Origin of the sequence: Nitrobacter sp. JJSN, assembly GCF_051912485.1 — a bacterium.
GTDB lineage: Bacteria > Pseudomonadota > Alphaproteobacteria > Rhizobiales > Xanthobacteraceae > Nitrobacter.
This window is the reverse complement of record NZ_CP196822.1, coordinates 358,925-375,969: the sequence shown is the minus strand read 5'-3', so window position 1 is coordinate 375,969 and position 17,045 is coordinate 358,925. Positions and strand designations below refer to the sequence as shown.

12 protein-coding genes, 1 tRNA gene and 3 pseudogenes are annotated in these 17,045 nt (G+C 57.5%); 5 read left to right on the top strand and 11 right to left on the bottom strand.

Annotation, left to right across the window (positions count from 1 at the left end; translation table 11 throughout):
* Nucleotides 1–62 precede the first annotated feature (62 nt).
* A pseudogene (locus tag ACSZOQ_RS01780) lies at nucleotides 63–336 on the bottom strand (usg protein).
* 257 nt (nucleotides 337–593) lie between these two features.
* On the opposite strand from ACSZOQ_RS01780, the gene ACSZOQ_RS01775 reads away from it, so the two are divergent.
* From ACSZOQ_RS01775 to ACSZOQ_RS01765, 3 genes are all read left to right on the top strand, one after another.
* Nucleotides 594–911 carry a co-chaperone GroES gene (locus ACSZOQ_RS01775; protein WP_439922731.1) on the top strand — a complete coding sequence of 106 codons (318 nt, stop codon included), beginning with the start codon at nucleotides 594–596 and terminating at the stop codon, nucleotides 909–911.
* Between the two features lie 135 nt (nucleotides 912–1,046).
* Nucleotides 1,047–2,696 (top strand): chaperonin GroEL, encoded by a 1,650-nt coding sequence (gene groL, locus ACSZOQ_RS01770; RefSeq protein ID WP_439924396.1) that lies wholly within the window; start codon nucleotides 1,047–1,049, stop codon nucleotides 2,694–2,696.
* Between the two features lie 544 nt (nucleotides 2,697–3,240).
* Nucleotides 3,241–3,537, top strand: a complete 297-nt coding sequence (locus ACSZOQ_RS01765) for a cytosolic protein (protein ID WP_439924395.1) — start codon at nucleotides 3,241–3,243, stop codon at nucleotides 3,535–3,537.
* 207 nt (nucleotides 3,538–3,744) lie between these two features.
* On the opposite strand, the gene ACSZOQ_RS01760 is transcribed toward ACSZOQ_RS01765, so the two are convergent.
* From ACSZOQ_RS01760 to groEL, 4 genes and pseudogenes are all read right to left on the bottom strand, one after another.
* A complete protein-coding gene (locus tag ACSZOQ_RS01760; protein ID WP_439924394.1) occupies nucleotides 3,745–5,325 on the bottom strand; it encodes a Spy/CpxP family protein refolding chaperone in 1,581 nt (526 codons plus the stop codon).
* A 99-nt stretch (nucleotides 5,326–5,424) separates the two neighbouring features.
* Nucleotides 5,425–5,643, bottom strand: a pseudogene (locus ACSZOQ_RS01755) (IS21 family transposase); the annotation flags it as partial.
* A 96-nt stretch (nucleotides 5,644–5,739) separates the two neighbouring features.
* Nucleotides 5,740–6,930 (bottom strand): NADH-quinone oxidoreductase subunit D, encoded by a 1,191-nt coding sequence (locus ACSZOQ_RS01750; RefSeq protein WP_011509706.1) that lies wholly within the window; start codon nucleotides 6,928–6,930, stop codon nucleotides 5,740–5,742.
* 172 nt (nucleotides 6,931–7,102) lie between these two features.
* Nucleotides 7,103–7,912: pseudogene (groEL, locus tag ACSZOQ_RS01745) on the bottom strand (chaperonin GroEL); the annotation flags it as partial.
* 167 nt (nucleotides 7,913–8,079) lie between these two features.
* Here groEL and ACSZOQ_RS01740 point away from each other — a divergent pair.
* Nucleotides 8,080–8,577, top strand: coding sequence for a hypothetical protein (locus tag ACSZOQ_RS01740; RefSeq protein ID WP_439924393.1), 498 nt, complete (start codon nucleotides 8,080–8,082; stop codon nucleotides 8,575–8,577).
* 3 nt (nucleotides 8,578–8,580) lie between these two features.
* Here the strand turns inward: ACSZOQ_RS01740 and ACSZOQ_RS01735 are convergent.
* Together ACSZOQ_RS01735 and ACSZOQ_RS01730 are read right to left on the bottom strand one after the other, a co-directional pair.
* Nucleotides 8,581–8,654, bottom strand: a tRNA-Met gene (locus ACSZOQ_RS01735).
* A gap of 278 nt (nucleotides 8,655–8,932) precedes the next feature.
* The gene (locus ACSZOQ_RS01730) at nucleotides 8,933–9,103 is read right to left on the bottom strand and encodes a hypothetical protein (protein WP_439924392.1); all 171 of its coding nucleotides are present in this window, start codon (nucleotides 9,101–9,103) and stop codon (nucleotides 8,933–8,935) included.
* A 363-nt stretch (nucleotides 9,104–9,466) separates the two neighbouring features.
* Here ACSZOQ_RS01730 and ACSZOQ_RS01725 point away from each other — a divergent pair, with 363 nt between their 5' ends.
* Entirely contained in the window at nucleotides 9,467–9,784 is a 318-nt protein-coding gene (locus ACSZOQ_RS01725; protein ID WP_439924391.1) for a hypothetical protein, read from the top strand.
* A 247-nt stretch (nucleotides 9,785–10,031) separates the two neighbouring features.
* Here the strand turns inward: ACSZOQ_RS01725 and ACSZOQ_RS01720 are convergent, their stop codons facing one another.
* The 4 genes from ACSZOQ_RS01720 to ACSZOQ_RS01705 form a co-directional block, all read right to left on the bottom strand.
* Entirely contained in the window at nucleotides 10,032–10,187 is a 156-nt protein-coding gene (locus tag ACSZOQ_RS01720) for a hypothetical protein (protein WP_439924390.1), read from the bottom strand.
* 31 nt (nucleotides 10,188–10,218) lie between these two features.
* A complete protein-coding gene (locus ACSZOQ_RS01715; RefSeq protein WP_439924389.1) occupies nucleotides 10,219–11,205 on the bottom strand; it encodes an integrase core domain-containing protein in 987 nt (328 codons plus the stop codon).
* A gap of 282 nt (nucleotides 11,206–11,487) precedes the next feature.
* On the bottom strand, nucleotides 11,488–12,285 hold the full coding sequence (locus tag ACSZOQ_RS01710; RefSeq protein WP_439924388.1) for a universal stress protein: 798 nt from the start codon (nucleotides 12,283–12,285) through the stop codon (nucleotides 11,488–11,490).
* A gap of 339 nt (nucleotides 12,286–12,624) precedes the next feature.
* Entirely contained in the window at nucleotides 12,625–17,001 is a 4,377-nt protein-coding gene (locus ACSZOQ_RS01705; RefSeq protein ID WP_439924387.1) for a hypothetical protein, read from the bottom strand.
* Nucleotides 17,002–17,045: the final 44 nt, after the last annotated feature.

Sequence of the window (17,045 nt, the reverse complement as noted above, 5' to 3'; positions counted from 1 at the left end):
TCTGCCGATAAGGAGGCGGCGCCTCGGCTTTCGCTGGCATCATCAAAGTCTAGTCCCTTGCGTTAATGCAATCGGAACATGCCGTCGATGGCGTGCAATTCGGCTGGCTTGATCAGTTTCGAGTGTGCGACGGTGACTGCGAACAGCTGACCTTCAAGCGATTTTTCCCAGAACGCGAGGAAATCGTGTAGCGCCGGGAAACTCGGAAACAGATCGTAGTCTTGCCAGACGTAACCAGTGATGATCCGGGCGGCGATAAACGATTTCCGCTGTTGTCAGTCCGTAGCCTAAGACCTGTTTTCTGAAATCCTTAGAAACAGCATCTTTCTCGACCATACTAACCTCCAGCCCCAAACAGTTGCATGATCCTCAATTCGTCAAAACCGAAAACGTTCAATAGGTCAGTGCTAGCAGCATGTTACTTCGCCGGCTAAGCAATCGCCGAGCGTTCCTCCTGGTCAACTCGAGCTGGAAAACATCGCGGGCCGCAGATCTTGCGCCCCAGCGTTCCGGGCTTATGTCAGGATGGGTTGGCACTCGTGCATTACGACTGCCAATTCCAAAAATAATCACAAACAGCAAAGTAGGATCGCATGAACTTCCGTCCGCTTCACGATCGCGTCGTGGTCAAGCGTATCGACGCCGAAGACAAAACCGCTGGCGGCATCATCATTCCGGATACGGTCAAGGAAAAGCCCTCTCAGGGCGAAATCACAGCCGTCGGGCCTGGCGGCCGTGACGAGGCAGGCAACCTGATCCCGATCGATCTCAAGGTTGGTGACCGCGTGCTGTTCGGCAAGTGGTCCGGCACCGAGGTAAAGCTCGACGGTCAGGATCTCCTGATCATGAGGGAAAGCGACATCATGGGCGTTCTCACCGATCTGCCCGCCGCCAAGAAGAAGGCCGCGTAGCGCGACCAGTTTTCCTAATCCTGAGGAGCCGGCGCAGCCGGAGTCTCGAAGGATAAGGCTCGCAATCCAAATCTCATTTCTCAAGAAACCGTCCGATCGCGCGGTCTTTGGGATCTGACGAAAACGGAGATCATTATGTCAGCCAAAGAAGTCAAATTCGGCGTCGATGCTCGCGACCGCATGCTGCGCGGCGTCGAAATTCTCAACAACGCGGTGAAGGTCACGCTCGGCCCCAAAGGCCGCAACGTCGTGCTCGACAAGTCCTATGGTGCGCCGCGCATCACCAAGGACGGCGTCACCGTCGCCAAGGAAATCGAGCTTGAGGACAAGTTCGAGAACATGGGCGCGCAGATGGTGCGCGAAGTCGCCTCCAAGTCCGCGGATGCTGCCGGCGACGGCACCACCACCGCGACGGTTCTGGCGGCTGCGATCGTGAAGGAAGGCGCCAAGTCGGTCGCCGCCGGCATGAACCCGATGGACTTGAAGCGCGGCATCGACCTCGCGGTGGAAGCCGTCGTCGCCGACCTCGTCAAGAACTCCAAGAAGGTCACCTCGAACGAAGAAATCGCCCAGGTCGGCACCATTTCATCCAATGGCGACACGGAAATCGGCAAGTTCCTCGCCGACGCCATGAAGAAGGTCGGCAACGAGGGCGTCATCACGGTTGAGGAAGCCAAGTCGCTCGAGACCGAACTCGAGGTCGTTGAGGGCATGCAGTTCGACCGCGGCTATATCTCGCCCTACTTCGTCACCAACGCCGACAAGATGCGCGTTGAAATGGAAGATGCCTACGTCCTCATCAACGAAAAGAAGCTATCTCAGTTGAACGAATTACTTCCGTTGTTGGAAGCCGTGGTGCAGAGCGGCAAACCGCTTGTGATTATTGCCGAAGATGTCGAAGGCGAGGCGCTCGCCACGCTCGTGGTCAACCGCCTGCGCGGTGGTCTCAAGGTTGCCGCCGTCAAGGCACCGGGCTTCGGCGATCGCCGCAAGGCGATGCTGCAGGACATCGCCATCCTGACCGGTGGTCAGGCGATCAGCGAAGATCTCGGCATCAAGCTCGAGAACGTCACGCTCCAGATGCTCGGCCGCGCCAAGAAGGTGATGATCGACAAGGAGAATACCACCATTGTCAGCGGGGCCGGCAAGAAGGCCGACATCGAGGCGCGCGTGAACCAGATCAAGGCGCAGATCGAGGAAACCACCTCGGACTATGACCGCGATAAGCTGCAGGAGCGTCTCGCCAAGCTCGCCGGCGGCGTCGCGGTGATCCGCGTCGGCGGCGCGACCGAGGTCGAGGTGAAGGAGCGCAAGGATCGCGTGGACGACGCGATGCATGCGACCCGCGCGGCGGTTGAAGAAGGCATCGTTCCGGGTGGCGGCGTCGCCCTGCTGCGCGCCTCCGAGCAGCTCAAGCGCATTAAGACGCAGAACGATGACCAGAAGACCGGCGTCGAGATTGTGCGCAAGGCGCTCTCCGCGCCGGCCCGCCAGATCGCGATCAACGCAGGCGAAGACGGCAGCATCATCGTCGGCAAGATCCTCGAGAAGGAGCAGTATTCGTATGGCTTCGACTCGCAGACTGGCGAATACGTCAACCTGATCTCCAAGGGCATCATTGACCCGACTAAGGTGGTTCGTGTCGCAATCCAGAACGCAGCCTCGGTCGCGGCACTTCTGATCACCACCGAAGCCATGGTGGCCGAAGTGCCGAAGAAGAACGCAGGCGGCGGCGGGATGCCCCAGGGCGGCGGCATGGGCGGCATGGGAGGTATGGACTTCTAAGTCCCCCCTTTGAGCAAGGAATAAGAAGGCCCGGCATCATTGCTGGGCCTTCTGCATTAGTTTTGCCTGCCCGACCTTAGCGAGGAGATCTGCTTTTCCAGCTCACAAGATTGTCTGCACTAACTCAACGTGCATCATCGTGCCCCACGAATTCCGAGAGTTCCTTCATGACACGCCGCCAAGTGTATTCTGTCTTTTCGTTTGGCTTTTTCTCAACGAGCCAATCTTGAATAACCGCTTCGAACGTCAAGGGCCGCGCTGGCGCCCGGAGTGTAAACCGGCGTTGAACAAAGCCCCTTGAAGCTACAGCGGTAACTCCTTGTGACAAGTTAACGGAATCTACGTCGGATTGGGGTCACGATCGGCGCCGATCGTGACCCCAATCCGATCGGCTTTTTCCGATTGTCTTTATGGCGTTAATGCCGGCACCTGTAGCAATCTGACCCCTGTGCCGATTCACAGGCTTATACTGGGAGCGTCGGCGAGACTGTCCAACCAGACTGGATATCACGCGTGAATCAGTCCAACCGCGAAGGAGAGTCCGATGAAATCGCTTTTGCTGCTTACGGCGAGCGGTCCGCTGCTCATTCTCACGTCGCACGAGTCCTTGCACGATCCGAAGCTCCTCGAGGAGCTCAAGCACAAAGGGATTGGCAAGTTCGTCGCCTTTGATGTTCCAGTGTCGCTCGCTAGGCAGCGCTACGGCGGGCATTTTCAAGCTGTCGAGAGCGGTCTGCACGAGACCGATGATTTGAGAGTGCTCGACTTCAACGGCCAGCGGGTCTTTCAGCTCTTTCGTTTCGATGAACTCGGTACACCGATCCTTCAAGAACAGCCGTGACCTGGTTTTGTCTTGAAGCATGATCCGAAGGCAGCTTGGGACTTCTCAGTCCGCGCAATCGCAAGAAACGGGTGTTGCGAGCCCGGGATTTGGTCGATGTCGGCACGAAAACCGCTCGAATTTCGGCTGGTGATAACAATGACGCATCACATCTGATCGGGGCACGCGCCGGGCCGCCAGACCGCGCGGACGACATCGTCCGCCGGATTATGCGCGCCCGCGGACGTATCGGCGCCTGCCAGCCTGCTGCGGACCAATCGCGTCGAAGGCCGCTTTCTGCTCGTCGGTCAGCGATCCATAGAAGTCATCCATCGCCATACGCACGGTCTTCACCGCCTGCAGCATGGCATTGAGCCGCTGGGCAACGGCGGCGAGCCGTGCCGGCGGCGTCAGCGCATCCTCCGGCCGGGCCTGACACGATGCCTTCAGCGTGTTCGCGGCCTGGGCGGCGGCGCCCTGAAGCGCGTCAAGATATCGGCGTTGCTGGTTGGTCGGCCTGACCGATTGCTCGATTGTGGCGGTGGGCCACTCGGTGAACTCCGGTTGCGTCACATCGCAGGCTGGTTCGGCCGAGCCGGCTCTCGCCGCGGTTCGGGCCGGACGCTGGCCCGTGGTGGAAAGTGCATTGATCTGCGCCTTCTGCTCATCGTTCAGGAGGCCGTAGAACTTATCGAGCGGTCCTTGCACGGCCTCCACCGCGACTGTCATCGCTTCGATGCGCTGCTGCATCGCTGCAAGCCGGCGCGGCGCCGTGAGCGCAACGTCGGTGGGGCAAGAACCCTTGAGGCCTGCAGCTGCCTTTTCCGAAGCGTTGGCGAGTTCCTCGAGCGCGGCACGCTGTGCCTCGTTCGGCTGGATCGCATTCTGGAATGCGTCGATCGGCAGCCCTGCGATCACACGGCTATCGTCGCCGCACATTTGCGCAAGGCTTGTCCGGCCTTTCGACGGCGCATAGGCATAGGTGTCGAGGTTGCCTCCGCGCCTGCCGGCATAGCGCGGCAGATAGCCCGCATAGCCCATCAAGTCGTCATAGCCATAAAGGCCGAAGATGCCGGCATAGAGGTCCGGATAGCCATAGCCCCAGAACGCATCATCGTAGGGATAGCCCCAGAAGGCGTAGTCATAAATGTCATAGAAGGCGAACGGCCAGAACACCGGGCCAACCCATCCGAAGCCGCCGTCGTGATGGCGCCACCACCGGTTGCCGCCGTGCCACGCCGCCGTGGCCACGTTCGCGGTGATGAACGCGCGGGTGCGCGGATCGCGCAGCGCGACGGTGTTGTTCAGCGCCCGACTGATCGGGCGCGCGTTCAGTGAGCGCTGCACAGCGTTGGCGTTCCGCGTCACGTTGACATGCCTCGCCGCGAGCGCGAAGGCGCCGACCGCCGCGGTTGTGCCCATCGCGGCACGAGCGTTGCGGACAGCGTCGAAGCGAGGGGTGTTGTGGAGCGTGAACGATCGCTGGCTGAACGAACGGCCGCCATGGAAGCTCGGCCGCGCAAACGAACGGCTCGCGAACGAATGGCTTATATGCGGGGCAAAATGAGGTCTCGCGGCGAACGCGCGACCGCCACTGAAGTGTCCTCCGCCGATATGGAAGCCGCCACCACGAAAGCCGCCGCCACGAAAGCCGCCGCCATGGAAGCCTCCGCCGCCGTGAAAGCCACCGCCGCCGCCATGGCCAACACCGCCTCTGGCATATGCGGCGACCGCCAGAACCGTCGCGCAAGCCAGTACGGCAGCGCATGCGGTGAATTTCGACCTGAATTTAAACACGGATGTCGTCATGGCACCCCTCCCACGCAACCTAGGTGCCCACACCGGCTCCAACCGGAGCCCGTTATTTCAATCCAACAAGAGATAAATTGTTCCAGTTGCTCCATTGAGGACCAGTCCAACCTGGTTCTCGACCTGGTCCTTCTCCCAACCCGAGGCCGGCGTACAGGCGACCGGGTCGACTAGGTAGTGGCTGCACATCTGCATGAAGCGGCGATTGTAGCGACGATCCTTGCCAAAGATCGTCTCCACCGCAGTCTTCATGTTGTCGTAGATGCCGCGTCCGCAGGTGCCCTTGCACAGAGCGAATACCCGGTCGTGGGCACCGAACATTCGTTGCCGCCCGGTCCTCGGCGGACTGCACCACCAATATGTCCGGATTTGATTTACGACAGGGACAACTCCTAACACACCGAAACCACAGCTTCATCGATCAATCTCCCCGAATACAATATCGAGCGATCCGATGATTGCGGAAACGTCAGCCAACATGTGGCCGCGCGTAAGGAAGTCCATGGCCGAAAGATGGGCGAAGGAAGGAGCGCGGATCTTGCACTTGTACGGCTGGTTGGTGCCATCGGAGACGAGATAGACGCCGAATTCGCCCTTCGGAGCTTCCACGGCGACGTAGACCTCGCCGGCAGGAACGCGGTGGCCCTCAGTGTAGAGCTTGAAATGCTCGATCATCGCCTCCATCGACCGTTTCATTTCCGCGCGCGACGGCGGAACGATCTTGTGGTCTCTCGTGGCGACGGGCCCCTGTCCTTCGGGCAGCCGTAGCTTCTCCAGGCATTGCTTCATGATACGCACAGATTGACGCATCTCTTCCATCCGCACGAGATAGCGGTCGTAACAATCGCCATGCTTTCCAATGGGAATGTCAAAATCGAGTTCGGAATAACATTCGTAGGGTTGCGCCTTGCGCAGGTCCCAAGCGGCGCCGGAACCGCGCACCATGACACCTGAGAAACCCCATCCCCACGCGTCTGCGAGCTTGACCTCGGCGATCCCGACATTGCGTTGCTTAAAAATACGATTTTCAGTCAGCAGACCCTCAAGGTCGTCGCACACCTTGAGGAACGGGTCGCAAAAATCCCAAATGTCGTCGAGGAGCTTCGATGGAAGATCTTGATGCACGCCGCCAACTCGAAAATAGTTGGCGTGCATGCGCGCGCCGGACGCGCGCTCGTAGAACACCATCAATTTTTCGCGCTCTTCAAAACCCCATAGCGGCGGGGTGAGCGCGCCGACGTCCATCGCTTGGGTCGTGACATTGAGAAGGTGCGAAAGTAGCCGTCCGATTTCACAGTAAAGCACACGGATGAGCTGGCCCCGTTTCGGAATTGTGATGTTAAGCAGCTTCTCGGTTGCCAGACAGAACGCATGTTCCTGGTTCATGGGCGCGACATAGTCGAGCCGGTCGAAGTAAGGCAGCGCCTGCAGGTAAGTCTTATGCTCGATCAGCTTCTCGGTGCCGCGATGCAGGAGACCAATATGCGGGTCGACGCGCCGGACGACTTCGCCGTCAAGTTCCAACACGAGACGCAAGACCCCGTGCGCCGCGGGATGTTGCGGCCCAAAATTGATCGTGAAATTGCGGGGCGCGGCTTCGACCATGTAGGCCTCATGAAGCTGCCGTAGTTGCCGGGAAAGCGCCTTATAACTTCGCCGGTTCCCAAGCATGCGAACCGGACGGAAGACATCTCCGTGACACGAAATCAGGTCTACGGAACAATAGCAGTTGGCTCTGAGTTCGGTGAGAAAATTCCTTGGTTCTGAACGTACAGAATTAGAAGTCCATGCCACCCACGCCACCGCCGCCACCTAGCATTGCTGGGGCATTCTTCTTCGGAAGTTCGGCCACCATTGCTTCCGTGGTGATCAGAAGACCCGCAACCGAAGCTGCGTTCTGGATCGCTGCACGCACGACCTTGGTCGGGTCGATGATGCCCTTGGAGACGAGGTTGCCGTATTCGCCGGTTTGCGAGTCGAAGCCATACGAATACTGCTCCTTCTCGAGGATCTTGCCGATGATGACGCTGCCGTCCTCGCCCGCGTTGATCGCGATCTGGCGGGCCGGCGCGGACAGCGCCTTGCGCACGATCTCGACGCCGGTCTTCTGGTCGTCGTTCTGGGTCTTGATGCGCTTGAGCTGCTCGGAGGCGCGGAGCAGCTCGACGCCGCCACCCGGAACGATGCCTTCCTCGACCGCGGCGCGGGTCGCATGCATCGCGTCATCGACGCGATCCTTGCGCTCTTTCACCTCGATCTCGGTGGCGCCGCCGACGCGGATCACCGCGACGCCGCCCGCGAGCTTGGCCAGACGCTCCTGCAGCTTGTCGCGGTCGTAGTCCGAAGTGGTTTCCTCGATCTGCGCCTTGATCTGCGCCACGCGGGCTTCGATATCGACCTTCTTGCCGGCGCCGCTGACAATGGTGGTGTTCTCCTTGTCGATCATCACTTTCTTGGCGCGACCGAGCATGGCGAGCGTGACATTCTCAAGCTTGATGCCGAGGTCTTCGCTGATCGCCTGGCCGCCGGTCAGGATGGCGATGTCCTGCAGCATCGCCTTGCGGCGGTCACCGACGCCCGGCGCCTTCTGATCGTCTGATCGAGGGCATCGCGGTCCATAAGGTTTTCCCGATTTAGGGAGATCGAAACGCATTGAGAGCGCTCGTCCAGCGTTAGGTCTTGCCCCGTCTCTAGCCATTTGATTTTATTTCAGTCAGGTTTGATTTTGTTTGATTGAATTCAAAGGAGCCTGCGGTGAAGCTAGAAGAGCTATTGAAAACGATTGAGGAGAGTGATGCTTCAGACTGGACGGTGTTCGACCGCCCTACCTTCGCTCAGGACATCCAGCAAGTCTCTGGAGGACTGCACCAAGTGCCATGGGTAGAAGTGCATGAACATCACTCACTGCTCAGCTATCGTTCCGACCTCCGGATATCCATCGCCCTTGGCCTCACCCATCGCGCCGACTTTGTGGAAGACTGGGCGCAATCATTTTCTGATAAGCACGCTTCTTCATCTTGGGTCGATTTTAGGTACAACGGCGTTCCGGTTTATCGCGGGCTGCGAGTTCTCGTTGACGGCGGAAGGGCCGGTCTGCCATGTCCGGCTCAGGGGTCGAAGGACATCCCTAAGCGCCAATACTACATTTGGCGGCTCATCGACGAACTTATCGGATCAGAACAAATGGACGATTATTTCAGGCGCGCTAAGTTAAATATCGTCGATGTTTATTGGCCCGGTCCCAAGGACTGACGGTTGCATGGGCGGGATTCGAACCCGTGACCTCTTGGTTATGAGCCAAGCGAGCTACCGGACTGCTCCACCCTACGTTAGACTTGCTACCGGCCGGCAAAGATCGGCTCGCGACCTGGCTAGCCAGCGCGAAATAAGAAAGGAGCTCAACCATGATAGATTATCATGCAGCAGCTCATGTGTTCTTAGCCACTGGCTATGCCATGCTGGCGCTTGAACACTACCTCGGTTAAATCTCAGAGGTCGGACTGACAATCCGCACCGCGCGCTCGGTAGACACCCCAGCACGTTGCAGAACACCGGTAAGCTCCGGCCGCAATGGTCGAGGACTTTCCATCATCGCTGCCCGTACAGCTTATTCCCCCACGTTCTTGAGGAACTGGCGTTCCCACTCACTGAGTCGCTGATCGTCGATCCGAGCCACCACAATCCCCTGATCGTGGTAGTCGTGGCGCTTCAACGCCTCGTGGTCGACCTGCCGCCCGATCTCTCGGGTCGGGTAATTGGTGCGTAGAGGGATGCTCATATTCAGTTTACCGATACAGAATGCCGCACCGAGCGTCTCGCCGCCGTGCTAGTGTTACCGACAGCCCGTCCGTGGTCGGGGGAATGAACCATGGCTAAAGGTGAGCAACGTGGGAACCGCGAAGCAAAGAAACCGAAGAAAGAAAATCCCAAAGTGATCGCCGCGGCTCCAAGCATGAAGGGCCTTATGCAGTCTGACGCTGCCAGGCCCCGTAAGAAGTAAACTGAATGGCCTCTACGCTCACGCGCGCCGTTTCGCACGCCGGTTAGGGACGTTTGTTTTGCGCTGCCTGAATAGACACTGAGACCTGTCGAGCTGGTAGAACGTTGCGATCGTAGCACGCTGTTTGTGTGGTATACGGCAATGGCGAAGAAGCAGTCGCAACGCACGAAAGCCGCAAACCAGATGACCACAGATCTCGGCCGTTGGGACGACGAAGGAGGAGCACCGGCCGTGCCGTCGCCCTTCCGCTACGATGTGAGCGACTTGCCAGAGACGGAGCGCCGCATTTTGGAATGTCTCGGCGCCGCTTTGGTGGGCGTGTGGCATGATCTTCCGACCGACATCCAGCGGGCCATCTTTCAGCGTGCTACTGCGGACAATGCCTATGATCCCGCAGAGCTAAGCTCTCGGATCGCGCGCTTTCTGCATGATTACAAGGGTGCATCCCACGCGCCGTAGACGCAGCAGGACGCACGCGCCAGTCTCTCTGTGAATCGGCACAGGGGTCAGATCACTGCAGGTGCCGGCAGTAACGCCATAAAGACAATCGAAAAACGCCGATCGGAATGGGTCACGATCGGCGCCAACCGTGACCCCACTCCGACGTAGATTCCGTTACTTGTCACAAGAAGTTACCGCTGTAGCTTCAAGGGGCTTTGTTCAGCGCCGGTTTACAGATGGATGGTAAGCGTCGTTTTCAGGCCGATCACGCGCCGGTTCTCAAGGCCTGCAGAACCGCGGCAATCGTGGTGGCTGGAGCGTCGTGCCCAATGCGAACGGTGACGCCGCTGATCTCCACCTCGATCGTGCCGACACCGGGCTCTCCCTTGTAACGTCGCCGCGCTTTGCGCCGCCGCTGCAAGGGCGATGCAGGCGGTTGTGCCTACCGCAAATCAAACCCTGGCATATTGATGGTGCAGTCCGCCCAGAATCGGACGACAGCTAATGCGTCCGGCTGTCTCGGCGACGCGTGACATCGGTGCGTCCTTGTTTAATGATAAATGGGTGCGCGTGCCATTGTAGTAGCTCATGTACGAGAGCAGCACGTGGCGCAGATGGCGTTCGCCGAATACCACGATATGATCAACGCATTCCCTGCGGATCGATCCGATCAGCCGTTCTGCATACGCATTTTGCCACGGTGAGCGAGGAGACGTCGGACGATCTCGAATGCCGATGGATCGAACCCGGCGTATGAATATTTCGCCGTATGCGCCATCGCGATCCCGGATCAGGTAACGAGGGATTTGCTCCCAGCCACACGCCTCCGTCAGTTGATTGGCGATCCATTCGGCCGTCGGTTGCGCGGTGACCCCAAACCACAGGATTTTCCGCCGGCCATGGCCCATGATCAGCAATCCATAGAGCAGCCGGAATGAGATTGTCGGCACGACGAAAAGGTCCATCGCGGCGATACCGTCAGCATGGTTACGAAGGAAGGTGTTCCAACCCTGCGACGGAGGAGCCCTCCTCCGCGCCATATACTTGGCCACGCTGGTCTGGCCAATCTCGATGCCAAGCTTGAGAAGCTCGCCATGGATCCGCGGCGCTCCCCACAGCGGATTGGCGGTGCTCATCTCGCGGATCAGCCGGCGAATTTCTAACGGTACGGCCGGTCGACCGTAGCGACGCTTCGATTTCCAGCGCCAATACGATCTGAAACCAGCACGATGCCAACGGATCACGGTGTCCGGTCGGACGATCGCCAGTACATCATACATTTTTGGAAACAGTCCGCAGATACCTCCCAATATCAGACGGTCGATCGAGATGAAGGGAGGCCTCCTGGAACGGGTTCGCCGCAGCACATTGATTTGTTGCCTCAAGACTAGAACTTCTGCCTCAAGCGCTACTCGCGACCGCAGCAGATCCATCACCATTCCAAAGATCAGTCTGCACAAATCCAACATCGGGCAGCAGCATCGCCCAATTCTCGATCAACCGCCAGCCGGATTGAGTTTGCGACAGGGACAACCGAAAACTTAAACACGGGCGTAGCGGTGATGAAGTCCGCCCAGGATGGCGCGTGAACTGATCACACCGGTTCGCTGAACCGGGCGAGAAACCGGCGCATCCTTGTTCAGGGATCGATGCGTTCTGACGCTATTGTAACCAATGCCCTGCTCTTTGCGAACTGCGATCAGGCCTTCTTCAACAGCCTGTTAGTGCGACATGAAAACAGGAACCGTCATCGCCGACAGCATTCCGCGCGTCGCTCCACCAAACAAGAATTCACGGAGGCGAGAATGTCCATAGCCGCCCATCACAAGCAGGCTCGTCGGACCGTCAGCAATGTGCGACAGAATGGCATTCGCCACATCGATATCAGCAGCAGGCACCGTTTCCACCTCGACCTTGACATCATGTCGAGCGAGATGCCGGCTGATTTCGGTTCCGCGAAGTACCTGCTCATTCGCGGCCTTTTCATTTTTCACAATAAACAGTTCGACAGCATTGGCTTTCTTCAGCAGCGGCAACGCATCATTGATGGCACGCGCTGCGGTGTGACTTCCATCCCAACAGCAAACGATCCGGTCGAGCTTTAACCCGCCCTGCTGGATGCTAGGAACGACAATGAGCGGCCGGCCAGAATCAAGCAGCGCCGCTTCGATCAGAATGCTGTTATTGATGCCATCATTATCGTCAGATTGCATTATGATGCTTAGATCGAAACACCGCGCCATCTCCGAAAACGTCTTAGGCGTTCCAAAGATAAGCCGCGATTCAGCCGAAAGACCGCCGCGCTTCATGGCCAACTCAAAACGGTCAATTGCACCGCGCGCCTCTGCTTCGCTCTCGGCAAATAGATCGTCGATAGCTTCTGCGGGAATGTTCGTCGCAAAGTTAAATATAACTCCCGTCAGATGCGCAGCGAAAGTTTCGGCTATCGAAGCAGCGAAATCGCGAACGGTATCCCGAGAGGAGTCACGTTCCAGATGAAGAATAATGTCTTTGATCATACAATTCGCTCCCATCTGTGTGAATCGGCGCAGGGGTCAGATCGCTGCAGGTGCCGGCAGTAACGCCATAAAGACAATCGAAAAAAGCCGATCGGAGTGGGGTCACGATCGGCGCCGATCGTGACCCCACTCCGACGTAGATTCGGTTACTTGTCACAAGAAGTTACCGCTGCAGCTTCAAGGGGCTTTGTTCAGCGCCGGTTTACAGCGTGCTCTTCGAAAGGATTCGGGGATCTTGGAAGACCTTCGCTCTCCTGTATCCATTGGTAAAAGGTCGTATCCCCCTTTTGGCACCTACACGCCAAGCTCGGACATTGGTCCTCTCCGCCGGCTATCATCTTAAATGGTTTGGCCGCGCCTAGCCCCCTGACGCTTCGTAAGATCAATGCCAATGACGGTGATGTCCTCGATGTTGTGGAACCGCCCGGAAATTTCCTGCCAGTATTTTTGGAGCGCCTCGACAAGCCCATCGAAGTCCACGCGGTTCGGCGCGTTCGGAACGTCCCAGCCTTGCTTCTGGCCGCGATAGACGAGTGCGAAAATTCCTCGGTTCGATCGATTGTCGCGCAGATAATCGCCTGCCAGTTGGTTCTCAAGGCGCTCAAACAATTGTGGTCCGGTCCATCCGTCCGCGAGTTTCAATTCTGTCGGAATCGGTCCGTCGAACCCCGTACCGTGAAAACGGAGGTCAGGCCGCTTTGCATCTGCCAGCTCTTCCTCTTGCGGGATGCTGTAGCGTCCGAATGCCTTGTTTCGAAGCTCGTGCCCGAGGTAGTTGCGCATCTTTGTCTCTTCATCGACCTTCATCAAAATGCTGGCAACGCTATCATCTCCATTCTCCAATTCGTCTTTCAGGTCGAGAAATCGAAGAACCGCGAGGTCAGCAAGCTCGCGTGGCGTCTTCGGGGTGTTGTCCAGCTTTTCGTGAAATTCACGGACCTGGGCGGGTGTCCACGGTGCAATATCTGCATCGTTTTCCGCCTTTCTACGCATCAGAACACGAATCCATGCCCGCGTACGCGGGTCTGGATGGGTGTCCGCGATTTCCTTCAGTGCAAGAAAAGCCTCTTTTCCGGAAAGCTTATTCAGCTCATCAAACAAGCGGTTTCTTGCCTCTTGTGCCTCATCGCGCAGCCCCGGCGAGTACACCCCTTTGCCAGCACGTTCAATATCGTCTTCGCGGCGGATGTATCGGTGCATCAATAAATAAAGACTCTTTAGATGCTGGGCGGCGCGATATCCAGGGCGCGCAGAACTCGTTTCAGACCTGCGGCTGCCCCAAAGGCGTGTCACGACCTGCATTGCAAACGTCGTTTGTTCCTCCAACGGGATTGCGTTCAACCGGCTTTCGAGCGCGGGGATCGCCATCGCAGGCTCTACGCCGATCCATGCTGCGAACCAGCAAGCTGCATGCTGCAAGGTCGTAGCAGTTTTGGTCTTCCGGGCTGCGAGTTCCGCTAACTTTTCATCACTCAGCTCCGAGCCCTGCATAATCTTGAGCAGCTTGTCCAAGATCGCAGAGTTCTGCGGATCCGACTTCTCAAGCAACTCTAGAATCGGAATATCCAGGTAGTTCCACGCCCATGATCCAGACCAACTGATGTCGCTCAAAATGTAGTTCAGATCGCCGTCAACAACGGACAACTCGTAGGCGATCTCTTTCATCAGGAAGACGGCACAGATATCCGGGTGCGCCTCAAAGAGCTTGGGGAACCAGACGGGCCAGCCATTTAGTTGGAATGTTGCGTACCGGCAGGCGAGCTCGACCTCTTGGGCGGTAATCGTGGCAGCCCAATTGGGGGTTTCTGCTGCTTCGAGGGTTACGCCCGTGAGACCAAAAATTGCAGTATTCGGCGTCGAATTTTTGGTCGCTCCTTCCGAAAGGACGATTGGTTTGTTCTTCCGCCAATAGCCCACCACACCATCTCGATAGGCCCGCGCGACCTCTTCTCCGTACTCAGGAATGAGCGCCCGCCACTGCGTAGCCGTCCAGTCCGTATGACCGTCTTTAATCTCCCGGATGCGGTCATGGAGATACCATTGCGATTTGGAAATCGCCGTGGGGTCGGGGAAGGTCGGGCTCCTGATCCCATCGAGATGCGTTTGCAGATACGCTTTCGATTTCTCCCTATTTTTCTCGTCGCGCTTCTTTCGGTCCGCAGACAGCCGTTTCCACTTCCGCTCTTCCTTACGCCAATCCTGCCTAGGCGGTTTGAAGAAGATTCCCAGCCGCTCTTCGAGTTCCTGGTTGCCTGCAACGATCGTTTTGAGCCTTTGCCGGTGCGGCCTTGTACGTCCAGCTTGAACATACAGGTCAAACGCCAGCGATAGGGCGACTAGCTTGTCGTCCTGTTCTGGCTGTTGCGTAACTGCGTCGCAGGCGTATTCGAAGTCATCTGGCCCAAATGACCAGAAAGAGCCGAAGAATGCCGCTTGTCTATAGAATGTCAGTCTATCGCCAGGTTTCTTATGCATACGACGGCGCGAGGCTCGAACATCGTACCAGAAAGATTCCTTGTTCAGCTCGGACCATGCATGCACGAGCGTTGCGAATGAAGTTTTGATTTCACGCGTCTCTTCGTGCCAGTCGCGCAAGCTCCTCAGCTTGTAGAGAACCTCCAGCGATTTCGGATCGCGGGCAAACGGATGACGTATTCCTATCAACCGCTCAACGCCGGCGGCAGCCGCCTTGAGCAACCACGCAAACCGCTTTGAAACTTCGCAGTATCCACCTTCAATATAAGGTGGCTGCGCGAGCAACGCTTCCAGTCCAGTAATCAGTTTCGGCAAAGACTCCAGAGGAGTGCCTTCAACGAACTTGGTGACAGAATCATCCAAGTGATCGACAGTGTATTTCTCCTTGTCGGCGGCCTTTGCTACAGTCGCGAGAAGCCAATCTGTCAACGCTTCGGTAGGCTGCAAATCTGATAGCAGCTCGCCGAGCCAATGCCGATCGAGAGGCTCGGCCTCTTTCAAGAATGCTTGCCGGAGCTCTTCATGATCCGCCGCGGTGCCAACCGCGCCGACTCCACGAAAGGCCGCAATGCGCGTATATTTAGAAACTCCGGGTGTCAGGGCGACATGTTTGGCTTCTGGCAGCAAATCCTTCAACTCGCCAAGCCAGATCATGCGGACCAAGAATCCCCGAAGCTCGTCATTGCTTTCATAAAGCTTCAGCAGCCCTCTAATATCCTCCACCAGATCGTCATTCGCGAAACGCTGGACCGCCGCATAGCTCGTAGCCTCCATGCCTGCCCTATCGCTTGCGATTTGCTCACATACCTCGCCGAGAATGATGCGCCGCGTCGGCAATGGAAGTGCGCTGGGGTCACCGCCCTCAAAAAGCACTTCTGGCGCTATTTTCCGCAACCGTTCGCGAATGGGTTCATCAAGAATTGCGAGCCACGGCAGTATGGGCCGTGTCGTAGGAACGATTACGTCCAGCCCGTATTGATTCCGGAACAAAAGCGCCTCAATGCTCCGTCGCGATGCAGGACGCTTCAGCAGTTCAGCAAGCCATTCTGCCGCCAGATATTCGCGAACAGGCCTGTGGTGGAAACGCACAGTGCCATATATCATTTGATCGAAAATCGGGCGCGACAACAGAGTCGACTGATCCGGGGCTTCCCAATCGCCAAGAACCGAACCGGTGCGGATCCCGTTCTTATTGTCCGTCCCGTCTTGAATCTGGATGGTTTGGTCGCGCCCTAACGTCGTCGCGGCTGCCAAAAGCCGGACACCTTCTCGCGCGCGGTTGGATGACAAAGGCTTGAGTTCAGCACGATTTTCTGAGAACTCTGTCAGCCGTCGCTCGATACTGTTATGCATGATTTCCAGGCGCGTTCCGATACGGTTTTGGTCCAGCCAGAAATCGACCAGCTCCTGCAAGTCCTGCGGGCGCGACGTAAAGGACCAAGCATCCGCGCGCTCGATAGCGTCGATGAAAGGCTTTGTCTCTGCGATACCTTTGGCGGCAGAAAACGCCTCGATCTGCCCCTTCTTCAGGTCATCAAGCGCCACGATCCTAAATACGGGCTCATTCTCCTGGCGGTGCGTTTCCGTGTTTCCGATGGCTTCTTCGTCGTCCTCTGGCACAGCCGTGTCGGAGGGTTCGTTTTTGTAAACATTGATCTGCGCTGCCCCGAACGGGAGCCACCGCTCACAAAGCTCGGGATCGCTTTTTGGACGCCAGGCATGTGCCCGACCAGTCAAGATGATATGGACCCGTTGTGTGGCCAACTTCACACGGCTGCCCAGCTTCCGCACGGCGAGATCGAAATCTCGTGGATCGCGCAGGCGCGCTTCATCGACTGAATCGAGAAGCAGCCAAGCTTCGCCGTTGGAGGCCAGCCAGGCGTCGAATTCGTCCAGTGAACCGACTTCAAAAGCGACATCGAAGTCATTTGCGATGTGTTCGAGTCGAAGAAAAAATGCCGCCTTGCCCTCAGAGCACAGTTTCCTGGCTGTCGCACGAATTTCTTCGGTTTTGCCCGAGCCCGCTTCGGATAAAATGACGGTTCGGTAGTTCTTGAGCAGGTCCGTCCACGTCAGCGCGGTGCCTACGTGAAACGCCTCGGAAAGATCGAATTCATCGCTCTCCCTCGCGTATTTCGAGAGCTCGTGGAATGTCCGGTTCAGCTCAACGAAATCATACGAAGCATGCCTTTGCGTCGGAGCACCCTTTTCCTGTCTATGTGTCGTATCAATTGGCTTCATCAGCAGATTACCCGAACTAGCTTTCTCGATTGCTGATCGTATTC

What these genes read in the sequence shown, in the direction of transcription:
- ACSZOQ_RS01705 (WP_439924387.1), bottom strand. Translation starts at nt 17,001, where the DNA reads ATGAAGCCAATTGATACGACACATAGACAGGAAAAGGGTGCTCCGACG.
- ACSZOQ_RS01760 (WP_439924394.1), bottom strand. Translation starts at nt 5,325, where the DNA reads ATGACGACATCCGTGTTTAAATTCAGGTCGAAATTCACCGCATGCGCT.
- ACSZOQ_RS01710 (WP_439924388.1), bottom strand. Translation starts at nt 12,285, where the DNA reads ATGATCAAAGACATTATTCTTCATCTGGAACGTGACTCCTCTCGGGAT.
- ACSZOQ_RS01715 (WP_439924389.1), bottom strand. Translation starts at nt 11,205, where the DNA reads ATGGTGATGGATCTGCTGCGGTCGCGAGTAGCGCTTGAGGCAGAAGTT.
- ACSZOQ_RS01730 (WP_439924392.1), bottom strand. Translation starts at nt 9,103, where the DNA reads ATGAGCATCCCTCTACGCACCAATTACCCGACCCGAGAGATCGGGCGG.
- ACSZOQ_RS01750 (WP_011509706.1), bottom strand. Translation starts at nt 6,930, where the DNA reads ATGGTCGAAGCCGCGCCCCGCAATTTCACGATCAATTTTGGGCCGCAA.
- ACSZOQ_RS01765 (WP_439924395.1), top strand. Translation starts at nt 3,241, where the DNA reads ATGAAATCGCTTTTGCTGCTTACGGCGAGCGGTCCGCTGCTCATTCTC.
- ACSZOQ_RS01775 (WP_439922731.1), top strand. Translation starts at nt 594, where the DNA reads ATGAACTTCCGTCCGCTTCACGATCGCGTCGTGGTCAAGCGTATCGAC.
- groL (WP_439924396.1), top strand. Translation starts at nt 1,047, where the DNA reads ATGTCAGCCAAAGAAGTCAAATTCGGCGTCGATGCTCGCGACCGCATG.
- ACSZOQ_RS01725 (WP_439924391.1), top strand. Translation starts at nt 9,467, where the DNA reads ATGGCGAAGAAGCAGTCGCAACGCACGAAAGCCGCAAACCAGATGACC.